The sequence below is a fragment of the Marimonas lutisalis genome (genome assembly GCF_005434965.1).
GTDB lineage: Bacteria > Pseudomonadota > Alphaproteobacteria > Rhodobacterales > Rhodobacteraceae > Marimonas_A > Marimonas_A lutisalis.
This window is the reverse complement of record NZ_SKCI01000001.1, coordinates 850,676-869,477: the sequence shown is the minus strand read 5'-3', so window position 1 is coordinate 869,477 and position 18,802 is coordinate 850,676. Positions and strand designations below refer to the sequence as shown.

The 18,802-nt window shown below is 62.4% G+C and carries 22 protein-coding genes; 12 read left to right on the top strand and 10 right to left on the bottom strand.

Annotated elements, in window-relative coordinates; genetic code table 11:
• Positions 1 to 3 precede the first annotated feature (3 nt).
• The 9 genes from E0501_RS04100 (at position 4) to E0501_RS04065 (ending at position 5,572) form a co-directional block, all read left to right on the top strand.
• The gene (locus tag E0501_RS04100; RefSeq protein ID WP_235857740.1) at positions 4 to 756 is read left to right on the top strand and encodes a Hint domain-containing protein; all 753 of its coding nucleotides are present in this window, start codon (positions 4 to 6) and stop codon (positions 754 to 756) included.
• A gap of 165 nt (positions 757 to 921) precedes the next feature.
• Positions 922 to 1,713, top strand: coding sequence for a tRNA (guanosine(37)-N1)-methyltransferase TrmD (gene trmD, locus E0501_RS04095; protein WP_137700057.1), 792 nt, complete (start codon positions 922 to 924; stop codon positions 1,711 to 1,713).
• Positions 1,714 to 1,982: 269 nt separating this feature from the next.
• Positions 1,983 to 2,366, top strand: a complete 384-nt coding sequence (gene rplS / locus E0501_RS04090) for a 50S ribosomal protein L19 (protein ID WP_137700056.1) — start codon at positions 1,983 to 1,985, stop codon at positions 2,364 to 2,366.
• A gap of 11 nt (positions 2,367 to 2,377) precedes the next feature.
• Positions 2,378 to 2,599: a 50S ribosomal protein L31 gene (rpmE, locus tag E0501_RS04085; protein WP_137700055.1), complete on the top strand. Its 222-nt coding sequence runs from the start codon at positions 2,378 to 2,380 to the stop codon at positions 2,597 to 2,599.
• A 136-nt stretch (positions 2,600 to 2,735) separates the two neighbouring features.
• Entirely contained in the window at positions 2,736 to 3,131 is a 396-nt protein-coding gene (locus E0501_RS04080) for a carboxymuconolactone decarboxylase family protein (protein WP_137700054.1), read from the top strand.
• 118 nt (positions 3,132 to 3,249) lie between these two features.
• Complete coding sequence (locus tag E0501_RS21090) at positions 3,250 to 3,402, top strand: hypothetical protein (protein ID WP_161594548.1); 153 nt, start codon at positions 3,250 to 3,252, stop codon at positions 3,400 to 3,402.
• A 176-nt stretch (positions 3,403 to 3,578) separates the two neighbouring features.
• On the top strand, positions 3,579 to 4,019 hold the full coding sequence (gene aroQ, locus E0501_RS04075) for a type II 3-dehydroquinate dehydratase (RefSeq protein ID WP_137700053.1): 441 nt from the start codon (positions 3,579 to 3,581) through the stop codon (positions 4,017 to 4,019).
• Between the two features lie 9 nt (positions 4,020 to 4,028).
• On the top strand, positions 4,029 to 4,847 hold the full coding sequence (locus E0501_RS04070; protein ID WP_137700052.1) for a fructosamine kinase family protein: 819 nt from the start codon (positions 4,029 to 4,031) through the stop codon (positions 4,845 to 4,847).
• 17 nt (positions 4,848 to 4,864) lie between these two features.
• A complete protein-coding gene (locus E0501_RS04065; RefSeq protein ID WP_137700051.1) occupies positions 4,865 to 5,572 on the top strand; it encodes a DUF1045 domain-containing protein in 708 nt (235 codons plus the stop codon).
• Here the strand turns inward: E0501_RS04065 and E0501_RS04060 are convergent.
• The 7 genes from E0501_RS04060 to E0501_RS04030 are packed head-to-tail and all read right to left on the bottom strand — an operon-like array spanning position 5,558 to position 11,741.
• On the bottom strand, positions 5,558 to 6,277 hold the full coding sequence (locus E0501_RS04060) for an SDR family NAD(P)-dependent oxidoreductase (RefSeq protein ID WP_137700050.1): 720 nt from the start codon (positions 6,275 to 6,277) through the stop codon (positions 5,558 to 5,560). The genes E0501_RS04065 and E0501_RS04060 overlap by 15 nt on opposite strands.
• A 1-nt stretch (position 6,278) precedes the next feature.
• Positions 6,279 to 6,827 (bottom strand): DUF3833 family protein, encoded by a 549-nt coding sequence (locus E0501_RS04055; protein ID WP_137700049.1) that lies wholly within the window; start codon positions 6,825 to 6,827, stop codon positions 6,279 to 6,281.
• The gene (locus tag E0501_RS04050) at positions 6,824 to 8,044 is read right to left on the bottom strand and encodes an MFS transporter (RefSeq protein WP_137700048.1); all 1,221 of its coding nucleotides are present in this window, start codon (positions 8,042 to 8,044) and stop codon (positions 6,824 to 6,826) included. The genes E0501_RS04055 and E0501_RS04050 overlap by 4 nt, the downstream gene beginning before the upstream one ends.
• Positions 8,044 to 8,562 (bottom strand): chalcone isomerase family protein, encoded by a 519-nt coding sequence (locus E0501_RS04045; RefSeq protein ID WP_161594547.1) that lies wholly within the window; start codon positions 8,560 to 8,562, stop codon positions 8,044 to 8,046. The genes E0501_RS04050 and E0501_RS04045 overlap by 1 nt, the downstream gene beginning before the upstream one ends.
• Positions 8,555 to 9,712, bottom strand: a complete 1,158-nt coding sequence (locus E0501_RS04040) for an SAM-dependent methyltransferase (RefSeq protein ID WP_137700046.1) — start codon at positions 9,710 to 9,712, stop codon at positions 8,555 to 8,557. Before E0501_RS04040 ends, E0501_RS04045 begins: the two co-directional genes overlap by 8 nt.
• Positions 9,712 to 10,464 carry a DUF1365 domain-containing protein gene (locus E0501_RS04035; RefSeq protein WP_137700045.1) on the bottom strand — a complete coding sequence of 251 codons (753 nt, stop codon included), beginning with the start codon at positions 10,462 to 10,464 and terminating at the stop codon, positions 9,712 to 9,714. The genes E0501_RS04040 and E0501_RS04035 overlap by 1 nt, the downstream gene beginning before the upstream one ends.
• A complete protein-coding gene (locus tag E0501_RS04030) occupies positions 10,461 to 11,741 on the bottom strand; it encodes an NAD(P)/FAD-dependent oxidoreductase (protein ID WP_137700044.1) in 1,281 nt (426 codons plus the stop codon). Before E0501_RS04030 ends, E0501_RS04035 begins: the two co-directional genes overlap by 4 nt.
• A 118-nt stretch (positions 11,742 to 11,859) precedes the next feature.
• Here E0501_RS04030 and E0501_RS04025 point away from each other — a divergent pair, with 118 nt between their 5' ends.
• The 3 genes from E0501_RS04025 (at position 11,860) to E0501_RS04015 (ending at position 14,780) form a co-directional block, all read left to right on the top strand.
• Positions 11,860 to 12,510: a sigma-70 family RNA polymerase sigma factor gene (locus tag E0501_RS04025; RefSeq protein ID WP_407943398.1), complete on the top strand. Its 651-nt coding sequence runs from the start codon at positions 11,860 to 11,862 to the stop codon at positions 12,508 to 12,510.
• The gene (locus E0501_RS04020) at positions 12,507 to 13,145 is read left to right on the top strand and encodes a ChrR family anti-sigma-E factor (RefSeq protein WP_137700043.1); all 639 of its coding nucleotides are present in this window, start codon (positions 12,507 to 12,509) and stop codon (positions 13,143 to 13,145) included. Before E0501_RS04025 ends, E0501_RS04020 begins: the two co-directional genes overlap by 4 nt.
• A 90-nt stretch (positions 13,146 to 13,235) precedes the next feature.
• Positions 13,236 to 14,780 carry an acetolactate synthase large subunit gene (locus E0501_RS04015; protein ID WP_137700042.1) on the top strand — a complete coding sequence of 515 codons (1,545 nt, stop codon included), beginning with the start codon at positions 13,236 to 13,238 and terminating at the stop codon, positions 14,778 to 14,780.
• Positions 14,781 to 15,086: 306 nt separating this feature from the next.
• Here the strand turns inward: E0501_RS04015 and E0501_RS04010 are convergent, their stop codons facing one another.
• Genes E0501_RS04010 through E0501_RS04000 form a run of 3 tightly spaced genes read right to left on the bottom strand, consistent with a single transcriptional unit; the run spans position 15,087 to position 18,785 of the window.
• Positions 15,087 to 15,899 carry an efflux RND transporter periplasmic adaptor subunit gene (locus tag E0501_RS04010; protein WP_137700041.1) on the bottom strand — a complete coding sequence of 271 codons (813 nt, stop codon included), beginning with the start codon at positions 15,897 to 15,899 and terminating at the stop codon, positions 15,087 to 15,089.
• A 14-nt stretch (positions 15,900 to 15,913) separates the two neighbouring features.
• On the bottom strand, positions 15,914 to 17,944 hold the full coding sequence (locus tag E0501_RS04005; RefSeq protein ID WP_137700040.1) for a preprotein translocase subunit SecA: 2,031 nt from the start codon (positions 17,942 to 17,944) through the stop codon (positions 15,914 to 15,916).
• On the bottom strand, positions 17,937 to 18,785 hold the full coding sequence (locus E0501_RS04000) for a SapC family protein (protein WP_137700039.1): 849 nt from the start codon (positions 18,783 to 18,785) through the stop codon (positions 17,937 to 17,939). Before E0501_RS04000 ends, E0501_RS04005 begins: the two co-directional genes overlap by 8 nt.
• Between the last annotated feature and the right edge of the window lie 17 nt (positions 18,786 to 18,802).

The window sequence follows — 18,802 nt, the reverse complement described above, 5'->3', positions numbered from 1 at the left end:
CCCATGCCGTCCTGGGGGAACTTCAGCTTTGACGGGAACACCGGCGGCTTCAGCTTCACCTTCACCGCCGATGCGTTCGTCGCGAACGGGGGCGAACAGGTGATATCCTTTGACGTTATCGGCGCAAACACGTTCCTGGGATACGATCTGGACAGCGTGGCGTTCGACATTTCCTGCTTTGCCGAAGGCACCCGCATCGCCACGCCCGGGCAAGAGGTGGCTGTCGAGGACTTGGCCATCGGCGATCTGGTCGAAACGGCAAGCGGCCGCGCCGTCCCCGTCAAATGGATCGGCCGCCAGACGATCGCGACCCGCTTCGGCCCCGCCGAACGCCTCATGCCCGTCCGCATCCGCGCGGGCGCGCTTGGCGATGGGCTGCCCTATCGCGATCTGACGCTGACGGCCGATCATGCGCTGTTTATCGACGGGCTTCTTATCACCGCCGGCACACTCGTGAACGGCACCTCGATCTACCGGGTGCCGCTGTCCGAGCTCGGCGACAGCGAGACCGTCTTCCATGTCGAAACTGAAAACCACGATCTGATCCTGGCCGAAGGCACCGCCGCGGAAACCTATATCGACCACACGGACCGCACCGCCTTTGACAACTTCCAGGAGTATCTCGACCTCTATGGCGAGACCCGCACCATCCCGGAACTGGCGTATCCGCGTATTTCCACGTCCAGGCTCCTGCCGCGGGCAATTGCCGAGCGTCTCGGCGTTGCCGGGGCGGCCACCTACCGCGCGGTCGGGTAAGTATTGGCGCCGCAGATTTCGCTGCACTGCGGCGGTGCACGCATGTCAGCCGGATGTCAGCCGGAAATCACCCCCCGATTTTTCGCCGAAAAATCGCGTTAACCCGTCGAAACGTTGGGATAACCATCTGTTTGCAAATCCACCGCTTTGCCCTATGACAACCCCATGAACGACACCCCCAGATCCCATGGCCGCAAGTCGATCACGGCCAGTCTCAAGCCGCGCGACCTGATGGAGGAAAACCGCCTTGCGCATGCCTGGACGGCGCAGGTTATCACCCTGTTTCCAAACGCTTTTCCCGGTGTCTTGGGTGAAAGCCTGACCGGGCGCGCGCTGAAGGACGGGCTCTGGCAACTGGAAACCGTCGACCTGCGCCCCTTCGGCATCGGCAAGCATCGCAACGTCGATGACACGCCGGCGGGTGGCGGGGCGGGCATGGTGCTGCGCGCCGATGTGCTCTCGGCGGCGATCGAGCATGCTCGAAGTCTTGCCCGCAACCCCCTGAAACTCATATATCTTTCACCGCGCGGCCGCCCGTTCGACCAGGCCACCGCGCGCCGCTTTGCCGCCCTGCCCGGGCTGACCATGCTGTGCGGCCGGTTCGAAGGCGTCGATCAGCGCGTGCTCGATCACTACGACATCGAAGAGGTCTCGCTCGGCGATTTCGTCCTCACCGGCGGCGAGATCGCCGCGCAGGCGATGATCGACGCAACCGTGCGCCTTCTGCCCGGCGTGCTGGGCAATGCCGACAGCACCGAAGAAGAAAGCTTTTCCAACGGCTTGCTCGAACATCCGCAATACACGCGCCCGGCCGAATGGAAGGGCCGCGCGATCCCGGATGTGCTGCTCTCGGGCAACCACGCCGAGATCGAGAAATGGCGCCGCGCGCAGGCCGAAGAGATCACCCGCCGGCGCCGCCCCGATCTCTGGGCCGCCTACCGCCGCGACAGGGGCTGAGCGCGGCCCATTAACCCTTGCCTAAAAGGACTGTGCGCACTATACGGGCGCACGTCCGGGAATCGGCCCTGCCCTTTCCCGGCGATTTCGTTTCGCCGTCCCATGGCGCCCGGGTTCTTCCCCGGCCCCCGCCGCGGCGCAGACGAAGAGGCCAAGAAACGTTGACCTGACCTGCGACGGGCGCAGAGGCGGACCCGGATGAAGATCGCAGCTCTGAGGCGCAAACACCTTTGCGGAAAAAACCGCAAGCATTACAAGGAGTTAGGTCAATGGACCTGATCGCGCAAATCGAGGCGGAACAGATCGCTTCGCTGGGGAAACAGATCCCCGATTTCAAGGCCGGCGACACCGTGCGCGTTGGCTACAAGGTGACCGAAGGCACCCGCACCCGGGTGCAGAACTACGAAGGCGTGTGCATCAGCCGCAAGAACGGCGAAGGCATTGCCGGATCGTTCACCGTTCGCAAGATTTCCTTCGGTGAAGGCGTGGAACGGGTTTTCCCGCTCTACTCGACCAACATCGAATCGATCGAGGTGGTGCGCCGCGGCCGCGTTCGCCGCGCCAAGCTCTACTACCTGCGCTCGCGCCGCGGCAAATCGGCCCGGATCGCAGAGGACAGCAACTACAAGCCCAAGTCGGGCGCCGAAGCATAAGGAGCCGCACGATGAAAAAGGATATCCACCCCGATTACCACTTCATCGACGTCAAGATGACCGATGGCACCGTGATCAAGATGCGCTCGACCTGGGGCAACGAAGGCGACACCCTGTCGCTCGACGTCGATCCCACCGTGCACCCGGCCTGGACCGGCGGCAGCGCCCGCCTGCTCGATGCCGGCGGCCGCGTGTCGAAGTTCAAGAAGAAATACGAAGGTCTCGGCTTCTGAGCCGACCCCGTCTTTCGAGGAACGAGAACCGCCGCCGGCCATGCCTGCGGCGGTTTTTCTTTGTTCGCATGGTTTGACATTTGTCCCGTCCTGCCGCCCACTGCGGCCCTGACATCCCGCTTTCAGGAGGCCCCAGATGGCAGTTCTTTCCCCGCTCACAGACGAACAGGCATCGCCCGCAGCGCGCGCGGTCTTCGATGACATCCGCGCCACGCGTGGCACCGATTATGTCAACAATTTCTGGCGCTTGCTGGCACATGACCCGGATCAACTGCGTGCCTTGTGGGACAGGCTCAAGGTGGTCATGGGCCCGGGCGCGCTCGATCCGCTGGTCAAGGAAATGATCTACATCGCGGTTTCGGCGGCAAATGCCTGCGAATACTGCGCCCATTCGCACACCGCCAGCGCGCGCGCCAAGGGCATGAGTGACGAGATGTATGCCGAACTTCTCGCCGTGATCGGTCTGGCCAGCCAGACCAACGCGCTGGCCAGTGCCCTGCAGGTGCCCGTGGACGACGCGTTCAAGGCGTGACCCCGCCTTGCTGCGTTGCAGCAATTGCATGGCGGGGCTTCGAAACTGGCAGTTATCATTTCGCCCCTCGCCCCCTATCTGGCAGGCAAGAAACACACGCCAGAAACAGGAAACCGCCATGCAATTTCTTTTCGCATTCACCGGCCGTGCCCGGCGCGCGCGCTTCAACGATCTCGCTCTCGGTTCGATGACCGATGACCAGCTGCGCCGCACTGGCCTGAGCAAGGCCGAGATCCTGCACCGCACCTTCTCGGGCCTCTACTTCGCCTGATCTCTTCCGCCCGGCCCCGCAGGCCGGGAAACCTGCGACGCGCGCCGGCTGCTCCCTCCGGCACGCATTCGCCAGTCCGGGCAGCCATGCCACAGGTCAGGCGCCACCGTCGCATCGTGCTTGCCAGCATGGCCCGCTTGCGCGCATAACGGGCCCGATACCGACGGAATAGGCCCATGAGCACCCTGATCTACATCCTGAATGGCCCGAACCTGAACCTTCTGGGCAAGCGCGAACCCGAGATCTATGGCCATGACACGCTGGACGACGTGGCAAAACGGTGTGAAGAAACCGGCGCCGAATTCGGTTTGCAGACGACGCTGCTGCAATCCAACCACGAAGGCCAGATCATCGACTGGATTCATGAAGCCCGCGAAAAAGCGGCTGGCATCGTGATCAACCCGGCGGCCTTCACCCATACCTCGGTCGCGGTGCTCGACGCGCTCAACACCTTCGAAGGCCCGGTCGTCGAGGTGCATATCAGCCAGGTGCACAAGCGAGAAAGCTTCCGCCATCACTCCTATGTCAGCCTCCGCGCCGATGCCGTGATCGTTGGCTGCGGCGTCCAGGGGTATGAGCTCGCCATGCGCCATCTGGGCCATGTTCTGAAGGGTTAGGCGGGCGGAATGCACCCGCTTGCCCAAGCCGCGGCAACGCTTCTGGGCGATACCGTCACGCAGGCAGAACCGCTTCAAGGCGGCGATCTCTCCGATGTCCTGAGAATGGATCTGGCCTCGGGCCGCACCGTTATCGCCAAGGGCGGACCCGCGCCCGAGACCGAGGCGGACATGCTCCGCGCGATCGCCGCGACCGGCGCAACCGCACCCGCCGTTCTTGCCGCTGATGCACGGGTTCTGGTCCTGGAATCCCTACCTGACACCGGCCGCCTCTCTCCGCGCGCCTGGGCCGACCTGGCAGGTCAGTTGCACCTTCTTCATTCAAGTACCGGCCAGCGCTATGGCTGGGATACGGACTATGCCCTTGGCCGCGTTCCCGTCCACAATACCTGGCAGGACAATTGGCCGGACTTCTGGGCCAACCAACGGTTGCTGCCCGAACTGCCGCACCTGCCGATCCGCCTGGCCGGAAACATCGCGGCCGTCACCGAAGACCTGGCCGAATGGCTGCCCCTGCATCCGCCGGCCAGCCTTCTGCATGGCGATCTCTGGGCCGGCAACGTGCTGGCCGATGGCAGTTCGATCACCGGGTTGATCGACCCGGCCTGCTATTTCGGCCATGCCGAGGTCGATCTCGCCATGCTCTCGCTTTTCGGATCTCCGCCCCGCGAGTTCTGGGAACGTTACGGCGCGCTCACGCCCGGGTGGCCCCGGCGCCAGGCAATCTACCAGCTCTGGCCGGCCATCGTGCACCTGCGTCTGTTCGGCGCCGGCTACGAAGCTCTTGTTTCGCGCCTGCTCTCCCGGATAACTGATGACACATCCTGACGCGCAGGCCCCGTCCCATGACCCAGTTCACACGATACGCCATCTACTACGCCCCGGAACCCGGGCCGTTGGCGCGCTTCGGGGCCGCATGGCTGGGCTGGGATGCCGCATCGGGCCATAGCGTGCCGCACCCCGCCCTTGCCGACCTGCCTGTCCAGGTCGAAAAGCTTACCGCCCGTCCCCGCAAATACGGCCTTCACGCCACGCTGAAACCGCCCTTTCGCCTCGCACCAGGATCGAGCCGCTCACGGCTCGAGAACGCTCTCGCCTCCCTGGCGGCAAGTCTTGCCCCCGTACGGGCCGACGGGCTGAGACTTGCCCGGATCGGCCGGTTTCTCGCCCTGGTGCCCAAAGGCGATACGCACGCGATTGCAGCCCTCGCTGCACGCGTGGTTTCGGAGCTTGATGCCCACCGCGCGTCCATGACCGCGCAAGAGGCCGAAAGGCGCAGCAAGGCGCGGCTCTCGCCCTCGCAACGCGCCAATCTCGACAGATGGGGATACCCTTACGTGATGGAGGAGTTCCGCTTTCACCTCACCCTCACGGGGCCGCTTCCCGACGATCAACGCAACGTGGTCACGAGGGCCCTGTCGGGGGTGCTGGACCCGCTATTGCCCTCGCCCTTCGTGATCCGCGATCTGAGCCTTTTCGGGGAAGCCCCGGACGGGCGCTTTCACCTGTTGTCGCGCCATCCCCTGGGCGCAAGATTCTCAGAACAGGCGTAGGAACAGGCCACGGGGCAGAAACCGGCCCGCGCGGAACAGCCAGGAAAACAACCGCGGAAAACTGGTTGAAAATCGCCTGCTTTCCATCGCGCGCACCACGCGGTCAGCGGCCTCTTCCGGGTCCATGATGAAGGGCATGTTGAACCTGTTTTTCTCGGTCAGGCGCGTACGGATGAAACCCGGGTTGATCACCTGCACCTTCAACCCGGTGCCGCGCAGATCGGCCTGCATGTTCTCGGCCAGGTGCATCAACGCGGCTTTGCTCGCGCCGTAGCCGATCGCCCCTGGCAACCCGCTGAACCCGGCCAGCGAGCCGATCATCACCAAGTGGCCGTGGCCACTCCCTGCCATTTTCGGCGCAACATGGCCCAGAACCCGCAATGCGCCGTTGAAGTTCACATCGGCCATGGCTTCCACCGCGTCCGCGTCCCACTCCTGCACGCTCAACGGCTCGTAGAACCCCGCGCAGTAGATCAGACCGTCCACCTCGCCCGCCAACTTGACCGCCTGTGCGACCGAGTTTGCATCGCTTACGTCCATCGGCACCACGCGGGCAGGCCCCAGTTCGGCGGCCAATTCTTCCAACCGCCCGCGCGATCGCGCCGACAGGATCAGCCGTGCGCCCTTGCGGTCAAGCGCTTTGGCCAGCGCACGGCCCAGGCCCTCGCTCGCACCCACAATCCAGTAGCTGCGCCCGTCAAGCATGCTATTGCGCCTTCGGGCGGATCGTCGCGATCAGTTCGGCCACCTTGACCCCGAATTTTCGCATCTCCGACCGGTTCAGGATCGTGCCGTTCTCCATCAGGTAAAGCCAGTCCGTCACATCCAGAACGTGCCCGCCCGCGTCCTCGGGAAGACGGATGCGGTAACGCAGGTTCAGCGTCGCGCCGCTTACCTGCCCTGTCGCTTCGCCGATGATGTCGTCGGCCTCGCCGGTCAAACCGCCGCCTTCACCGAGGGTCAGCCGCCACTCACGATTCTGCACACCCCCGTTGGCATAACGAAAGGCTTCGGCCAACGTGCCCGTCTCGCCATTCCAGGTGCCCGTCATATCCGCGACAAAGCGCGAGACCACGCGCCCGCGCGGCCCATAAATCATGCCCTCCGAGATCATCTCGCCCCCCAGATGCGTGGTAATCACGAAGTCGGGGCCCGTCTCGCTGTAGTGTCCGGCACGCTGCGATTTGAAGCCGAACCCCGGCCGCCAAAGCGCCAGCGCGAGGAAAACAATCAGAATTACGATGGTCAGTTTCATGTCAGATCCACTTCCCGGGACAGGCGGGCGACCATCCAGATCGCCACGAGTTTCAGAAGACAGGGCAGCACGGCATAAGACAGCGTCAGGGTCGTCAGAGCGGTCGCGCTGTTTTCACCGCCGGCGCGAAACCCGGCCAAGTCCAGCACCGGCAACAAAAGTGCCGCGGCGATCGCCAGCGCCAGCTTCCCCACGAAAGACCAAAAGCCAAAGGCCTGCCCGGCCTGTATCCCCGCCCGGCCAAGGCTTGCCGCGAAAAGCGCGGGCAGGATCACCATGTCGGCGCCAAGCGCAGCGCCCGACGCCAGGCAGATGACGCCAAAGGCAAGGGCAGCACCTTCCGGCAAAAGGGCCGCGCCACCGAAGGACAGGATCGCCAGGCTCATCGCCCACAGAAGCACGCGACGCGCTCCGATGGCCCGCGTGAGCCGCGCCCAGACCGGCACGGACAGTCCGGCCGCCAGGAAAAACAGGATCAGGTATGGCCCTGCCAGGCCCGGCAATTTCAGCCGATCCTCCACGAAGAACAGAAACAATGTCGATGTCATGGCAACCGGCAAGCTGTTGACCAGTGCAAGCACCAGCAGGCGCAGCCCCCCGGACTGCCGCAGCACAGCAAGGCTCAGCGCGGCACCCTCGCCGCCCGTGACCCGCCACAAGGACCGCGTAAGCAACCAGACCAGAATTGCAGCACAGGCCAGCGCCAGGCCGAAGGCGGGATAACCCCCGCTCCCGGCACCCAGCAGGACAAACGCCATGGGCGCTATCGCCGCCAGTATGATGCCCGCCAGGCTGCCCGCTTCGCGCCAGCCCGCTAAGCGCATCAACCCGGCCCGGGACCCTGCAAACGCCATGCTCTGCCCGTAGAAAAGGATCGAACCCAGGCTGTAGGCGGTGAATACCAGCACCAGCGACAGCACCAGCCGGGCCTCCTGGTCCACCGGGGCCGGCAGCGTGAACAACATCAGGAACCCGACCGCCATGCCAAACGCCGCCACCGCCGCAAACACGGCACGCGCGCCGGGAAACCGGTCGATCAGCCGACCCAGGAACGGGTCCTGCACGAAATCCACCGCACGCAGCGCGATCAGAAGACCTCCGACGGTTGACATGTCCAATCCCATCTGCGCCGTCGCATAGCGCGGCAGATGGATATAGAGCGGCAGACCCGCCGCCGCGAGCAGCATCGCAAACAGGCTGACCTGCCAATAGGCCATCACTCGCCCCGAAGCTGGCGCGAAAGACTGGCCGAACGGCTCTTGTCGGACAGCCAGATCCCCAGGAACCGCTCGCGCACGCCGGTATGGCGCAGTTCGCAGGTCTTGCGACCGTTCAGCCAGAAGCTGAGCACATCGCGCGCACGCGCGACAGCAACAAACGTGTCTCCCTTCCGTACATCCCGAAAACATCCGCGCAATTTGCCCAAGAGGCTGTCGTGATCCGGCTTGCGGCCTTCGATCCGCTCCAGTTCCGTCAGAGTCGCCTCGAGGAGGTTGTCGCGTGAAATGTTACGCAGATAGGCCAATTCCAGAGCCATCGGGCGCTGCCAGGTAAAATCCGCGCCCTCCTCGGTGAACAGCGCCGCACGGTAAAGCGGCAGGCCCAGCCAGCGGAAGGTCACCTGCCCCACATTGCCCGGTGCACTCAGCCCTGCACGCTCCAGGTCTGGGCGCGCACTGGCGCTGCCGGCAACAAGGGCCAGCACGACGATCGACGATGCCAAGGTTCTACGCATGGGCCAGCTCCACTTGCATGACATTCGTTTGTCCGACGGCAAAGCAGGCAGCGCAGGTTTCAAGGTAATACTGCCAGTTTCGCAGGAATGGCTGGTCATAACCCAGTGCGCGAATGCGCGGGCCGGCGGCAACAAGGCGTTCGGCCCACATCCGGCAGGTTCGCGCATAGTCTTCGCCGAAACCGAACGCTTCGCGCACGGCAAGACCTGCCTTGCGGGCTTCCTCCGCGATCACCCGTTCCGACAACAACATGCCCCCCGGAAAGGTATATTGCCGGATATAGTCTGAACGGCCGCGATAGGTCGGGAAATGCTCATCGCTCACGGTGATGGCCTGGATCACAGCGCGTCCGCCTTCGGCAAGCCGATCCCGCAGCGTGGCGAAATAGCTGGGCCAGTATTTTTCGCCCACCGCTTCGATCATTTCAATCGAGACGATGTTGTCATAGGTGCCCGCCGTGTGTCGGTAGTCGCGAAGTTCGATCTGTCCGCGCCCGTCAAGGCGGGCATCGGCATAACCTTTCTGGCTGGGCGAGATCGTGATCCCGGTCACGTTCCGGCCCTGCTCGGCCGCGCGCTCGGCAAATCCGCCCCAGCCACAGCCGATCTCCAAAACCCGCTCGCCGTCGCTCAACCGGTCCAGAACGCGATCGTATTTCCGGTTCTGCCCGCGCTCCAGATCGTCATCGCCCGGCGCGAAGATGGCCGAGGAATAGGTCATCCCCGCATCCAGCCAGAGCTGGTAGAACTCGTTTCCGACATCGTAATGCGCCCTGATGTTGCGCGACGCGCCTTTGACCGAATTGACCCGCAACAGCCGGTCTACCAGCCGGAACTTGAACGCGTTCCACGGGCCCGGATCCGAGAAGCTGTCGAACTTGTCGATATTCTGCATCGCCAATGTCGCCAGCGCCTCGATCGACGGCGTATCCCACAGACCGGCTACATAGGTCTCGCCCAGCCCGATATCTCCGCGCGCGGCCATGGCCGTGATGGCCGACCAATCGTTGATCTGCATCTCGGCTTGCGGCTCTCCAGTGCCGAAGTCATAGCGCTCGCCCTCGGGCGTAATCAGGCGCAGGCGCCCACGCTCGATCCGGGCGCAACTTTCAATGAATTCATGTTTCACGCGATTGGTGACCAGAAACATCAGCTTACCTCCTGTTCCGGCGGCGCCGGGCGGCCGCGATAGACCGCGCCTTTCAGTTTCAGAATGAGCGCCTGCCAATAGATCAGTGCGATCGTGCGCAGGGCGCCAAGGGGGCGGCGCATTGCCGCTCGAAGGATGGATCGATTACTCAACGCGCAGCGCGGGCCACCAAGCGTTGCGATGACGCCCTCGGATCCGTTTTCATGCGCGATGCGGATCGTAATCCGGTCGGGCCGGATGTCGAAATTGAACCGGTAACCGCCCGCCACGTCCTGAAAGGGTGAGACATGGAAAATCTTGCGCGCCTCAAGCGGCGTATCGGGCCCGATCGGGGCAAACCCGTCGCGGTAACACAAGTAACTGTGCCGGTCGCCAAAGGTGTTGTTGACCTCGGCGATCACCGCGCGCAACACATCACCTTCCATTGCCAACCAGAAGCTTACCGGGTTGAACACATAGCCCAGGAATCCAGGCTGTGTGAGCAGAAGGATGTCGATTGTCCCGGTATCAAGACCGGCACGCCCGAACACACCCTCGGCCCAGGCGATACCCTGACCCCGCCCGCGGGTGCCGCCGTGGTCACGGTCGCGCACCGAAAACAGGTTGAACCGGTTGCGCGAAAAGAGGATCGGACCGCTCTTCGCCCGCGGGTCGATCAGCACGTAGTCCACGCCATAGCGGAAGGCGTTCCGGATAGCGCCGCGCCGCGCATGGGTCGTAAAACCGGCGATATGCTCGGGCCAAAGGCTCATGCGTAGGCCCGTTCCAGCGACCGGGTAACACGCACTGCCGTGGCGAATCCGTCTTCGTGAAACCCATGCCGCAGATAAGCACCGGCGAACCAAGTGTTGTTCTGGCCCTGGATCGCCGCGATCTGGTTTTGCGCACGCAGGGCGGCACGATCAAAGACCGGATGACGGAACGTGACAGCATCATAGATCATCTCCTCACGCACCGGAGACGACGGGTTGAGCGAGACGAAAAGCGGATCATTGTCGGGGATGTTCTGTAGGCGGTTCATCCAGTAGGTCACGCCGATTGCATCGCTCTGCTGCCCCGTGTCCGCTTTGTAGACCCAGGACGACCAGCAGGCCCTGCGCCGCGGCATTTGCGCGGTATCGCGATGCAGCACGGCATAGTTGTCCTGGTAGCTCAGATTCGACAGGGCCGCCGCTTCCTCGCGGGTGGGCTGCGCCAGCGCGCGCAGGGCCTCGTCGGAATGGCAGGCGAAAATGACCTGGTCGAAGTTTTCCGCGGGTTGGCCGGCGGCACGAATCGTAATGCCCTCGCCATCACGCTCAACCGACTGCACGGGCGCGCCCGTGCGGATCCGGCATCCAAGGCTGGTCAGCCGGGCTTCAAGCCTGCGCACGTATTCGATACTGCCACCCGACACCGTCCACCATTGGTGCTGTCCCTTAACGTTCATCAGCGCGTGATTTCGAAAGAACCGGACCAGCGATTGCGCGGGGAAACTGCCGATCTCGTCCGGTGGCGTAGACCAGATCGCGCCGCAAACAGGCATCAGGTAATAACGTTGAAACCAATCGCCCAGTTTCAGATCGCGCACCATCTCACCGATCGTCAGCGTGTCATCGCGTGCCGACTGTTCGGCCTGCGCGTTGAACCGCATGATGTCGCGCACCATGCCCAGGAACGCCGGACGCACCATGTTGCGCTTTTGCGCAAAGAGCGATTTCAGCGTGCGCAGAGCGTATTCGACGCGCCCGTCATCGACAGACGCGCCGAAGCTCATGTCGCTTTTCTCAAGCGGTACGTCGAGATCGCGGAACATGGCCGTCAGGTGCGGGTAGTTGACGAAATTGAACACGATGAAGCCTGTGTCGACCGGCTGATCGCCGTTCAGTCCGGCCATCACGGTCCGCGCATGCCCGCCAAGGCGCGGTTCGGCTTCAAACAGCGTCACATCGTGGCGCGGCGACAGCCGATAGGCCGCGGCAAGCCCGGAAATTCCGCCGCCTATAACGGCGACGCGCAGGCGCGGTGATGGTGGGGCATCAAATGACATGGGCGTTCCTCGTCGATTTTCAGACAGTTACGCCGCGTGACGGAAAGCGGATCAAAAACGTGGCGCGACAGGACAAAAAAGTTTTGATCCAGCCCGGAACAACCCGCGTAAGGGATGTATGTTCACCGAGACGCGCGACACAGGCCTTGCAGACACGGCGTCCGCCGCTACTCTGATCATCAAACGGTCAGTTGCCAAAAAGCGTGCCCAAGTGAGCGACAACGAAATTTCGGAACAGACACAGTGGATGCTTGCTGTACGTGACAATCGCGACCGCGCCGCCTTTGCCAGGCTTTTTGACTACTTCGCCCCGCGGCTCAAAGGTGTGGTGGCGCGGTCGGGTGCGCCATCGGCCCAGGTCGAAGACATCGTTCAGGATGTCATGCTGACCGTCTGGCACAAGGCTGCGCAGTTCGACCCCGAGCGCGCGCAGGTCTCCAGCTGGATCTACCAGATTGCGCGCAATCGCCAGATCGACATCCTGCGCAGGGAAAACCGCCCCCTCCCGGAAGAGCTCAAACGCCCCGAGGAGGCGTCGCAGGACGCAAGCCAGATCGTCGCGCTCGAACAGGAAACGGCACAATTGAAGAAAGCACTGGCCCGGCTGAAACCGGCGCAGAGAGAAATGGTCGAAAGGGCTTACCTGGGTGAGTTGAGCCATTCCGACATCCAAGCCGAGACGGGTCTGCCTCTCGGAACGATCAAATCCCGCATCCGTCTCGGGCTGGAACGGTTGCGGCATGAACTGAAAGAGATGGGCAAGCCATGACGACCGGCATCACGCATCATATCCCCGAAAACCTCATCATCGCCTATGCCTCGGGCGCACTTCCGCGGCCGTTCGCGCTTGTCGTGGCGGCGCATGTGTCGATGTGCGACGAATGCCGCGCGCGTCTGACGGCACAAGAAACCGCCGGCGGCGCGATTTTGGACACCGCCGAAACCTCGGCTATCTCGGACGACCTGCGCGCGCGCGTGCTGCAAGCGCTGGACGACCCGATTGTTCTGCCTGAACGCAAGACACGCCGCGGACCTTACCCGGGGCCGGTGATGGAGGCGCTGAAGGGGCAACCGCCGCGCTGGAAATCCCTGGGGCTTGGCACGCGCCAGTGCATCATCGAACATGGCCGCGCCGGCTCGGTGCGCCTGCTCAGCATTCCGGCCGGTCAGGCAGTTCCGGATCATGGCCATAACGGGCTCGAACTCACGCTGGTGCTTCAGGGCGCATTCAAGGACGAAACGGGCTATTTCGGCCCCGGTGATCTCGAGGTTGCGGACAGTGATCTCGAACACACACCGGTGGCCGATGAGGGCGAAACCTGCATTTGCCTTGCCGCCACGGATGCCTCCTTGCGCTTCAACACCCTCGTACCGCGACTGCTGCAACCCCTGTTCCGCATCTGATCGTGTGGTTGCACATCCGCGTCCAGGCTGTCACGGTCTGCGGTGCCGGCTTTTTCGCCGGCCAACCCTTTACCGCGCGAGGAGTAAGACATGACCGCCACGGGCGCTGATCTTTTGGCACAAGTGCTGTCCGCAAACGGCATCGACACCTGTTTTTCCAACCCCGGCACCACCGAAATGCATCTTGTCGCGGCGCTGACCCGCGATGCGGGCATCACCAATCACCTGTGCCTCTTCGAAGGCGTGGCCACCGGGGCCGCCGATGGATATGCCCGGATGGCCCGCAAGCCCGCGGCCACGCTGATGCATCTTGGTCCGGGCCTCGCCAATGGGCTGGCCAACCTGCACAACGCGCGCAAGGCGGCAACCCCGATCATCAATATCGTGGGCGAGCACGCCCTTCACCATATCGACCACAACGCGCCGCTGACCGCAGACATTGCCGGGCTTGCCGCGCCGGTCAGCAAAACCGTGGCCACCCTGCGCTCCACCGGGGAAATCGCCGGCGTCACAACGCAAATGCTGCACGACATCCAGAGCGGGCCGACAGGCGTCGGCACGTTGATCGTGCCCAATGACATCGCCTGGAGCGAGGTTGCGCCGGCAAACCAGCCGCCGGTGGAAGTGCCGCCACCTGCCGGGGCGGACGAAGACGCCATCAAGGCCGCAGCCAAGGCCCTGACCGAGCCCGGCGCGCTGCTGCTTCTCGGCAGCCCGCATATCACGCGGCGCGCAATTGCGCTGGCCCATGCGATCGCCACGAAAACGGGCGCGAAACTCCGGGGCGAGGCTGCGACGGCCCGCACCTCGCGCGGCGGCGGTACGCCCGATCTGGTGCGGATCCCGTTCCAGATCGACGCCGCGCTCGACGCACTTTCGGATGTGCGCCACGCGGTTCTGGCCGGGGCGCGCGCACCGGTGGCGTTCTTCGCCTATCCCGGACGGCCAAGCGCGCTTTTACCCGCGGACTGCGAAACGACCACGCTCTGCCCTCCCGAGGCTGATCTTGAAGCCACACTGGCCGCGCTGGCAGACCACCTCGGCGCGACACCTTCAAAGCCTGAGGCCAAGACCCTGCCGCCGGTGCCGCAGGGCGCGATCACCCCCGAGGCCCTGGGCGCCGCCGTGGCCAACGCCCTGACCGAAGGTGCGATCGTCGCGGACGAGTCGGTTACCAATGGCCCGCATCTCTATCCCAGCTGTGCCGCGGCCCCCGAACATGACTGGATCAACAATCGCGGCGGGTCCATCGGCTATTCCATGCCCGTCGCTGTCGGTTGTGCGGCCGCCTGCCCCGACCGTCCCGTGCTGGCAATCGTCGGCGATGGTTCGGCCAGCTACACGCCACAGGCTCTCTGGACAATGGCCCGCGCCGGAATGAACATCACGGTCGTCATCCTTTCGAACCGCCGTTACCGGATCCTGGCCAATGAAATGTCCAAGATCGGCGCGGGCAGCCCCGACGAAAACTCGGACCCACTGATGAGCCTCGACAATCCGCCAATCGACTGGCCTGCCCTAGCCAAAGGCTATGGCGTGCCTGGCCAGGACGTCTCGGATGCCCCTGCTCTCTTCGAAGCCTTGAAAACCGCCATGTCTACGCCCGGCCCTGCCCTGATCGCGGCTGAAATGTAGATTCACCGGCGCCTTCCGCCTTGGAATCCCGCAAGAACACTGGCTTGACAGCCGGTATCCTGGTCAAACGCGGATACCTGCACCCCCGACTTGCTCAGTTCACGCGCATCCCCTAGCTTCAGAGCGACATTCCGCCTTTCCTTGAGACTGCAGCGAATGGCAGCTTCGTCCCTGTGGGTCCAACGGATGATCTCGGGGTTGATATTGAAATTTTTTGCGGGGAGCGCCTGTTCATCTAAAAAGGATACTAAAGCCCCCTCGCCGCACTAGGCCGAGTTCCTTTGACATGACCTACTGAAAAACGAATTATTGCCCGGCCAGTTCAAGCTCCAACTGGCAGCGGTGTCCGGCGGGGATTGAAGCTTGCGGGTTGGGCAGGGTTAGGCGAATACCGAAAGTACCAGATGCGGCGTCGAATATGCGGTCAATTACGTCGATCTGCGCGTCGAACACCCCATCGACCGGAGCGTCGGGAAAGACTCTCACCGTCATTCCTAGGTGCACCGCACGGAATACGGCGACCGGCAAAAACGCTTCAACATGTAGCGGATCAATCTGAGCAATGGTGACGACGCTATCCTCTGTGCTCATGAATTCGCCTCCGAATAGGTGCCGGGTGACAACAATCCCATCCAGCGGGCTCCGGATGACGCGCTGATCGAGTTGCGCACGGGCGCGCTCTAGTTCTAGCGCGACCACTTCTCGTCGCATTTCCGCCAAGGCGCGTTCGCGGGATATAACCTCCACTTCGGCCTCAGAGGCCTCAAGCTGTTCAAGTGTGCCCACGTTTCGTTCGACAAGATCTTGCGCGCGTTCCAGGCGTTTCTGCGCCAAGGCCAAACGGCTATCCTGCGCTTCGATTTCAGCGGTGTTGATGGCCTGCACTTCCAACAATTCCACGGTCTTAGCTTCAACGTCCGAGCGCAGCCGTGCGATCTCTTGACCGGTTCTTAGCTTATCCCCCTGATCAACCAAGACCTCAGCTAGAAGTCCCGAAACTGGCGATCCCACGCGAACTGTGACGGCCGGGGTGATTACACAATCATACGTTTCGGCCAAAGAGCGTCCAGCGGAAAACATGAGACAAGAAACCGCGAGAGCAAAAAACGTTCGAAACATATCGGCCTCCTTCGTTATTCCGGTTTACCGGAGAAAGCCAACATGGTGCCCAGTCTCCGATCCTGATCCAGCAGGATACGCCGCGCCCGGCCATGGGCCCGTTCAGCCACTTTCTGCGCACGCCGAAAAAGTTGCCTTGCAGCCATTCTCCCCACTGGTCCGGGCAACCGCGCTAATCGCGCCAACGCGCCCTTCCCCGCCGATGTCTGTTCCAAAATTGCATCTTCGAGCGACAGTATCGCCTCACTCGATCCCGGTTCACCACGTCGGGCCGTGCGGCCTTCCAATTGGCGATCTATTCGCTTGGAGTCATGACGTTCAGTCAGAATCACGTGAAGCCCACCACGTTGGGCGACTCCGTCACCCAACGCAATATCTACACCTCGCCCAGCCATGTTGGTGGCGACCGTAACGCGGCCTAAATCACCCGCTCGAGCAATGATTTCGGCCTCTTCGCTTTCGTTCATTGCATTCAACAGATCGTGTTGAATACCAAGTTCCGTCAGCCAAGCCGAGGCCCGCTCTGATGCGGCAACCGACCGCGTGCCGATCAGCACTGGACGGCCCGCTTCGCACAGCGCGTTCGCTCGTTCAGCAACCGCTCGCCAGCGAGCCTCGGCGGTGGGGTACAGCCGAGGGCTGTCACGGCGACGCTGAGACCGAGCGTTCGTTGGGATCGCCACCACGTTCATGCGATAGACCGAGCTAAGTTCGGGTGCAACTTCGCGCGCGGTGCCAGTCATACCAGCTAAGCCTTTGTAACGGCGGAAAAACCTCTGGTAGGTGATCCGCGCGAGCACATCTTTGCGCGGAGTGATCTCCACGCCTTCCTTAGCCTCGACTAACTGGTGCAATCCATCGTTCCAGCTACGCTCCTCCATAACACGGCCGGTGTATTCATCAACGATCACAACCTTGCCATCAGCCACGATATAGTGGTCGCCCTTATTGAACAGGAACCGCGCCGAAAGCGCTTGCCGTACGGCCTGTTCGCGCCGGATACGCATCGACCATTCGCCCCCTGCGCTCAACCCCAGGCGTTCGAGGGTGGCCTTGCCGCGCTTCGTCAGTTCGATGCGGCGATCACGCTGGTGTAAGACATAGTCGCGTCCCTCGAACAGCGCCTTTGCTAGGCGGTGAGCAGTTTCCGCCCAGATCCGTTCGGCTTCGGCATTAGTTTCGCGCGACAAGATCAGAGGAGTTCGAGCTTCGTCGATCAAAACGCTGTCCGCCTCGTCGACAATTGCGAAATGAAGCCCTCTCATGACCGGCGGGTCATGTATTCCTGCGAGATCAAAGAACTGCCGCACCTTCATCGTGGTGTTCTGCGGCGGGCCACCCAGCTTGACCCTGTCGCGCAAATAATCGAATGCGATTTCTTTGTTGGACGCGTATACAATATCACTTCTGTAGATCTGGCGGCGTTCGTCCGGCTGGATACCGTGTTTCAGGACGCCAACACTCAGTCCGAGCCTTTCAAAAAGTGGGCCCATCGTGTCGGCGTCGCGTTCAGCCAGATAATCATTCACTGTCACGATGTGCACAGGGATGCCCGCCAAAGCAGCGGCACCAGCTGTGAGAGTCGCAGTCAGGGTCTTGCCTTCGCCAGTCTCCATTTCGGCTACAGCACCGCGGGCCATGGCCAGTGCCCCCAACAGTTGAACCTTATGGTGATACAGTCCCAAAGTGCGACGCGAGACCTCGCGGATTAGGGCGAAACATTCGACGATGTTCGCATCAGTCATCCCGCTGCAACGGGCGCGAAGGCGCGCCTCCGCAATCTGAGCGTCAAGTTGGGCGTCTTCCAGCGTCGCGATTCGTCCGGCGCGGGCCAAGGTAAGCGCCAGCAAGAGCCGCAGACGTAAACGAAGCAACGGCACTGACAACCGGCCATAGACGAAGCGTGTTGCGTTCTCGGCTGGGTCGAGCCAATGGTGCGGTGGTTCGTCACGTTCGGGGTAGAGTACCAGTGAAGTAGAATGCAAACTGGCACCCCGCGGGCGCGCGCGGGGTGGAAGGCCGACCAATTGGCCGGCGTCAAGCATCTGACTTGGTCGATTTCTTTGCTTTCGGCTTTTCCTTTGGTTTTTCCTCGGTGACTACCTCGGCATCCTCAGCCTCGCCGCCACTCTGGTGGGAGATGAAGGTCGCTTCGCCTCCAATGTCACCCTCGATTGAGAACCGTTCGGCGATCGAACCGAAATGACGCAGCGATGCCAAATGCAGGAAGATGCATTCCAGTTCATCAGTGCGCAGCATCTTACCGAGATCTTCGTTCGATACGGCTTTGAGCTTTTCTCGGTCAACGGTCTGGAAGCCGGAAAGGGACTGACGCTCACCCGAGGGCAGGCTGAACTGGGCTTCCATCGGTCGCAGTAGCTCAAGCTCTATCAGCCGCTTGCAGAACAGCTGGGTGCGGTTGAACCGCTGTTGGTAATCTTGAAGGAAGGCCAAAACATTCTTGAGATACTGGGTCTGGTTACCTTCGGAATCGAACAGACGTTCCCCCCTACCCTCTTCGTTACAACCTTCGAAGCTTTCATCGATATGCAAGATCAGTTGCTTGCCGGACTGGTCCTGCGCGAACACAAACGGATAACGCCGCACGAAGGCTGGCACATACTTGCCGCCCCAATTGCCATCCTCCTTAACGAATAGGTTCTTGGTGGCCGTCGCGCCAAGGATAGCGCAAGGCATGACGGCTTCGTCATTTCCAGAGAATACGATGGGGTATTCGACGGCAGCTTGCCCAAATTCGATTGCGGTCAAGGGCACGGAGTTGACCTTTTCGGCAAACCGGTAATCAGCACCGGTCTTTACGGAGATCTTCTTGTGGCGCTCGGAGCTGACGGGCACTACATTTTCATAGAACAGAAGCTGGGTCATCTTGACATCCTTTCAAT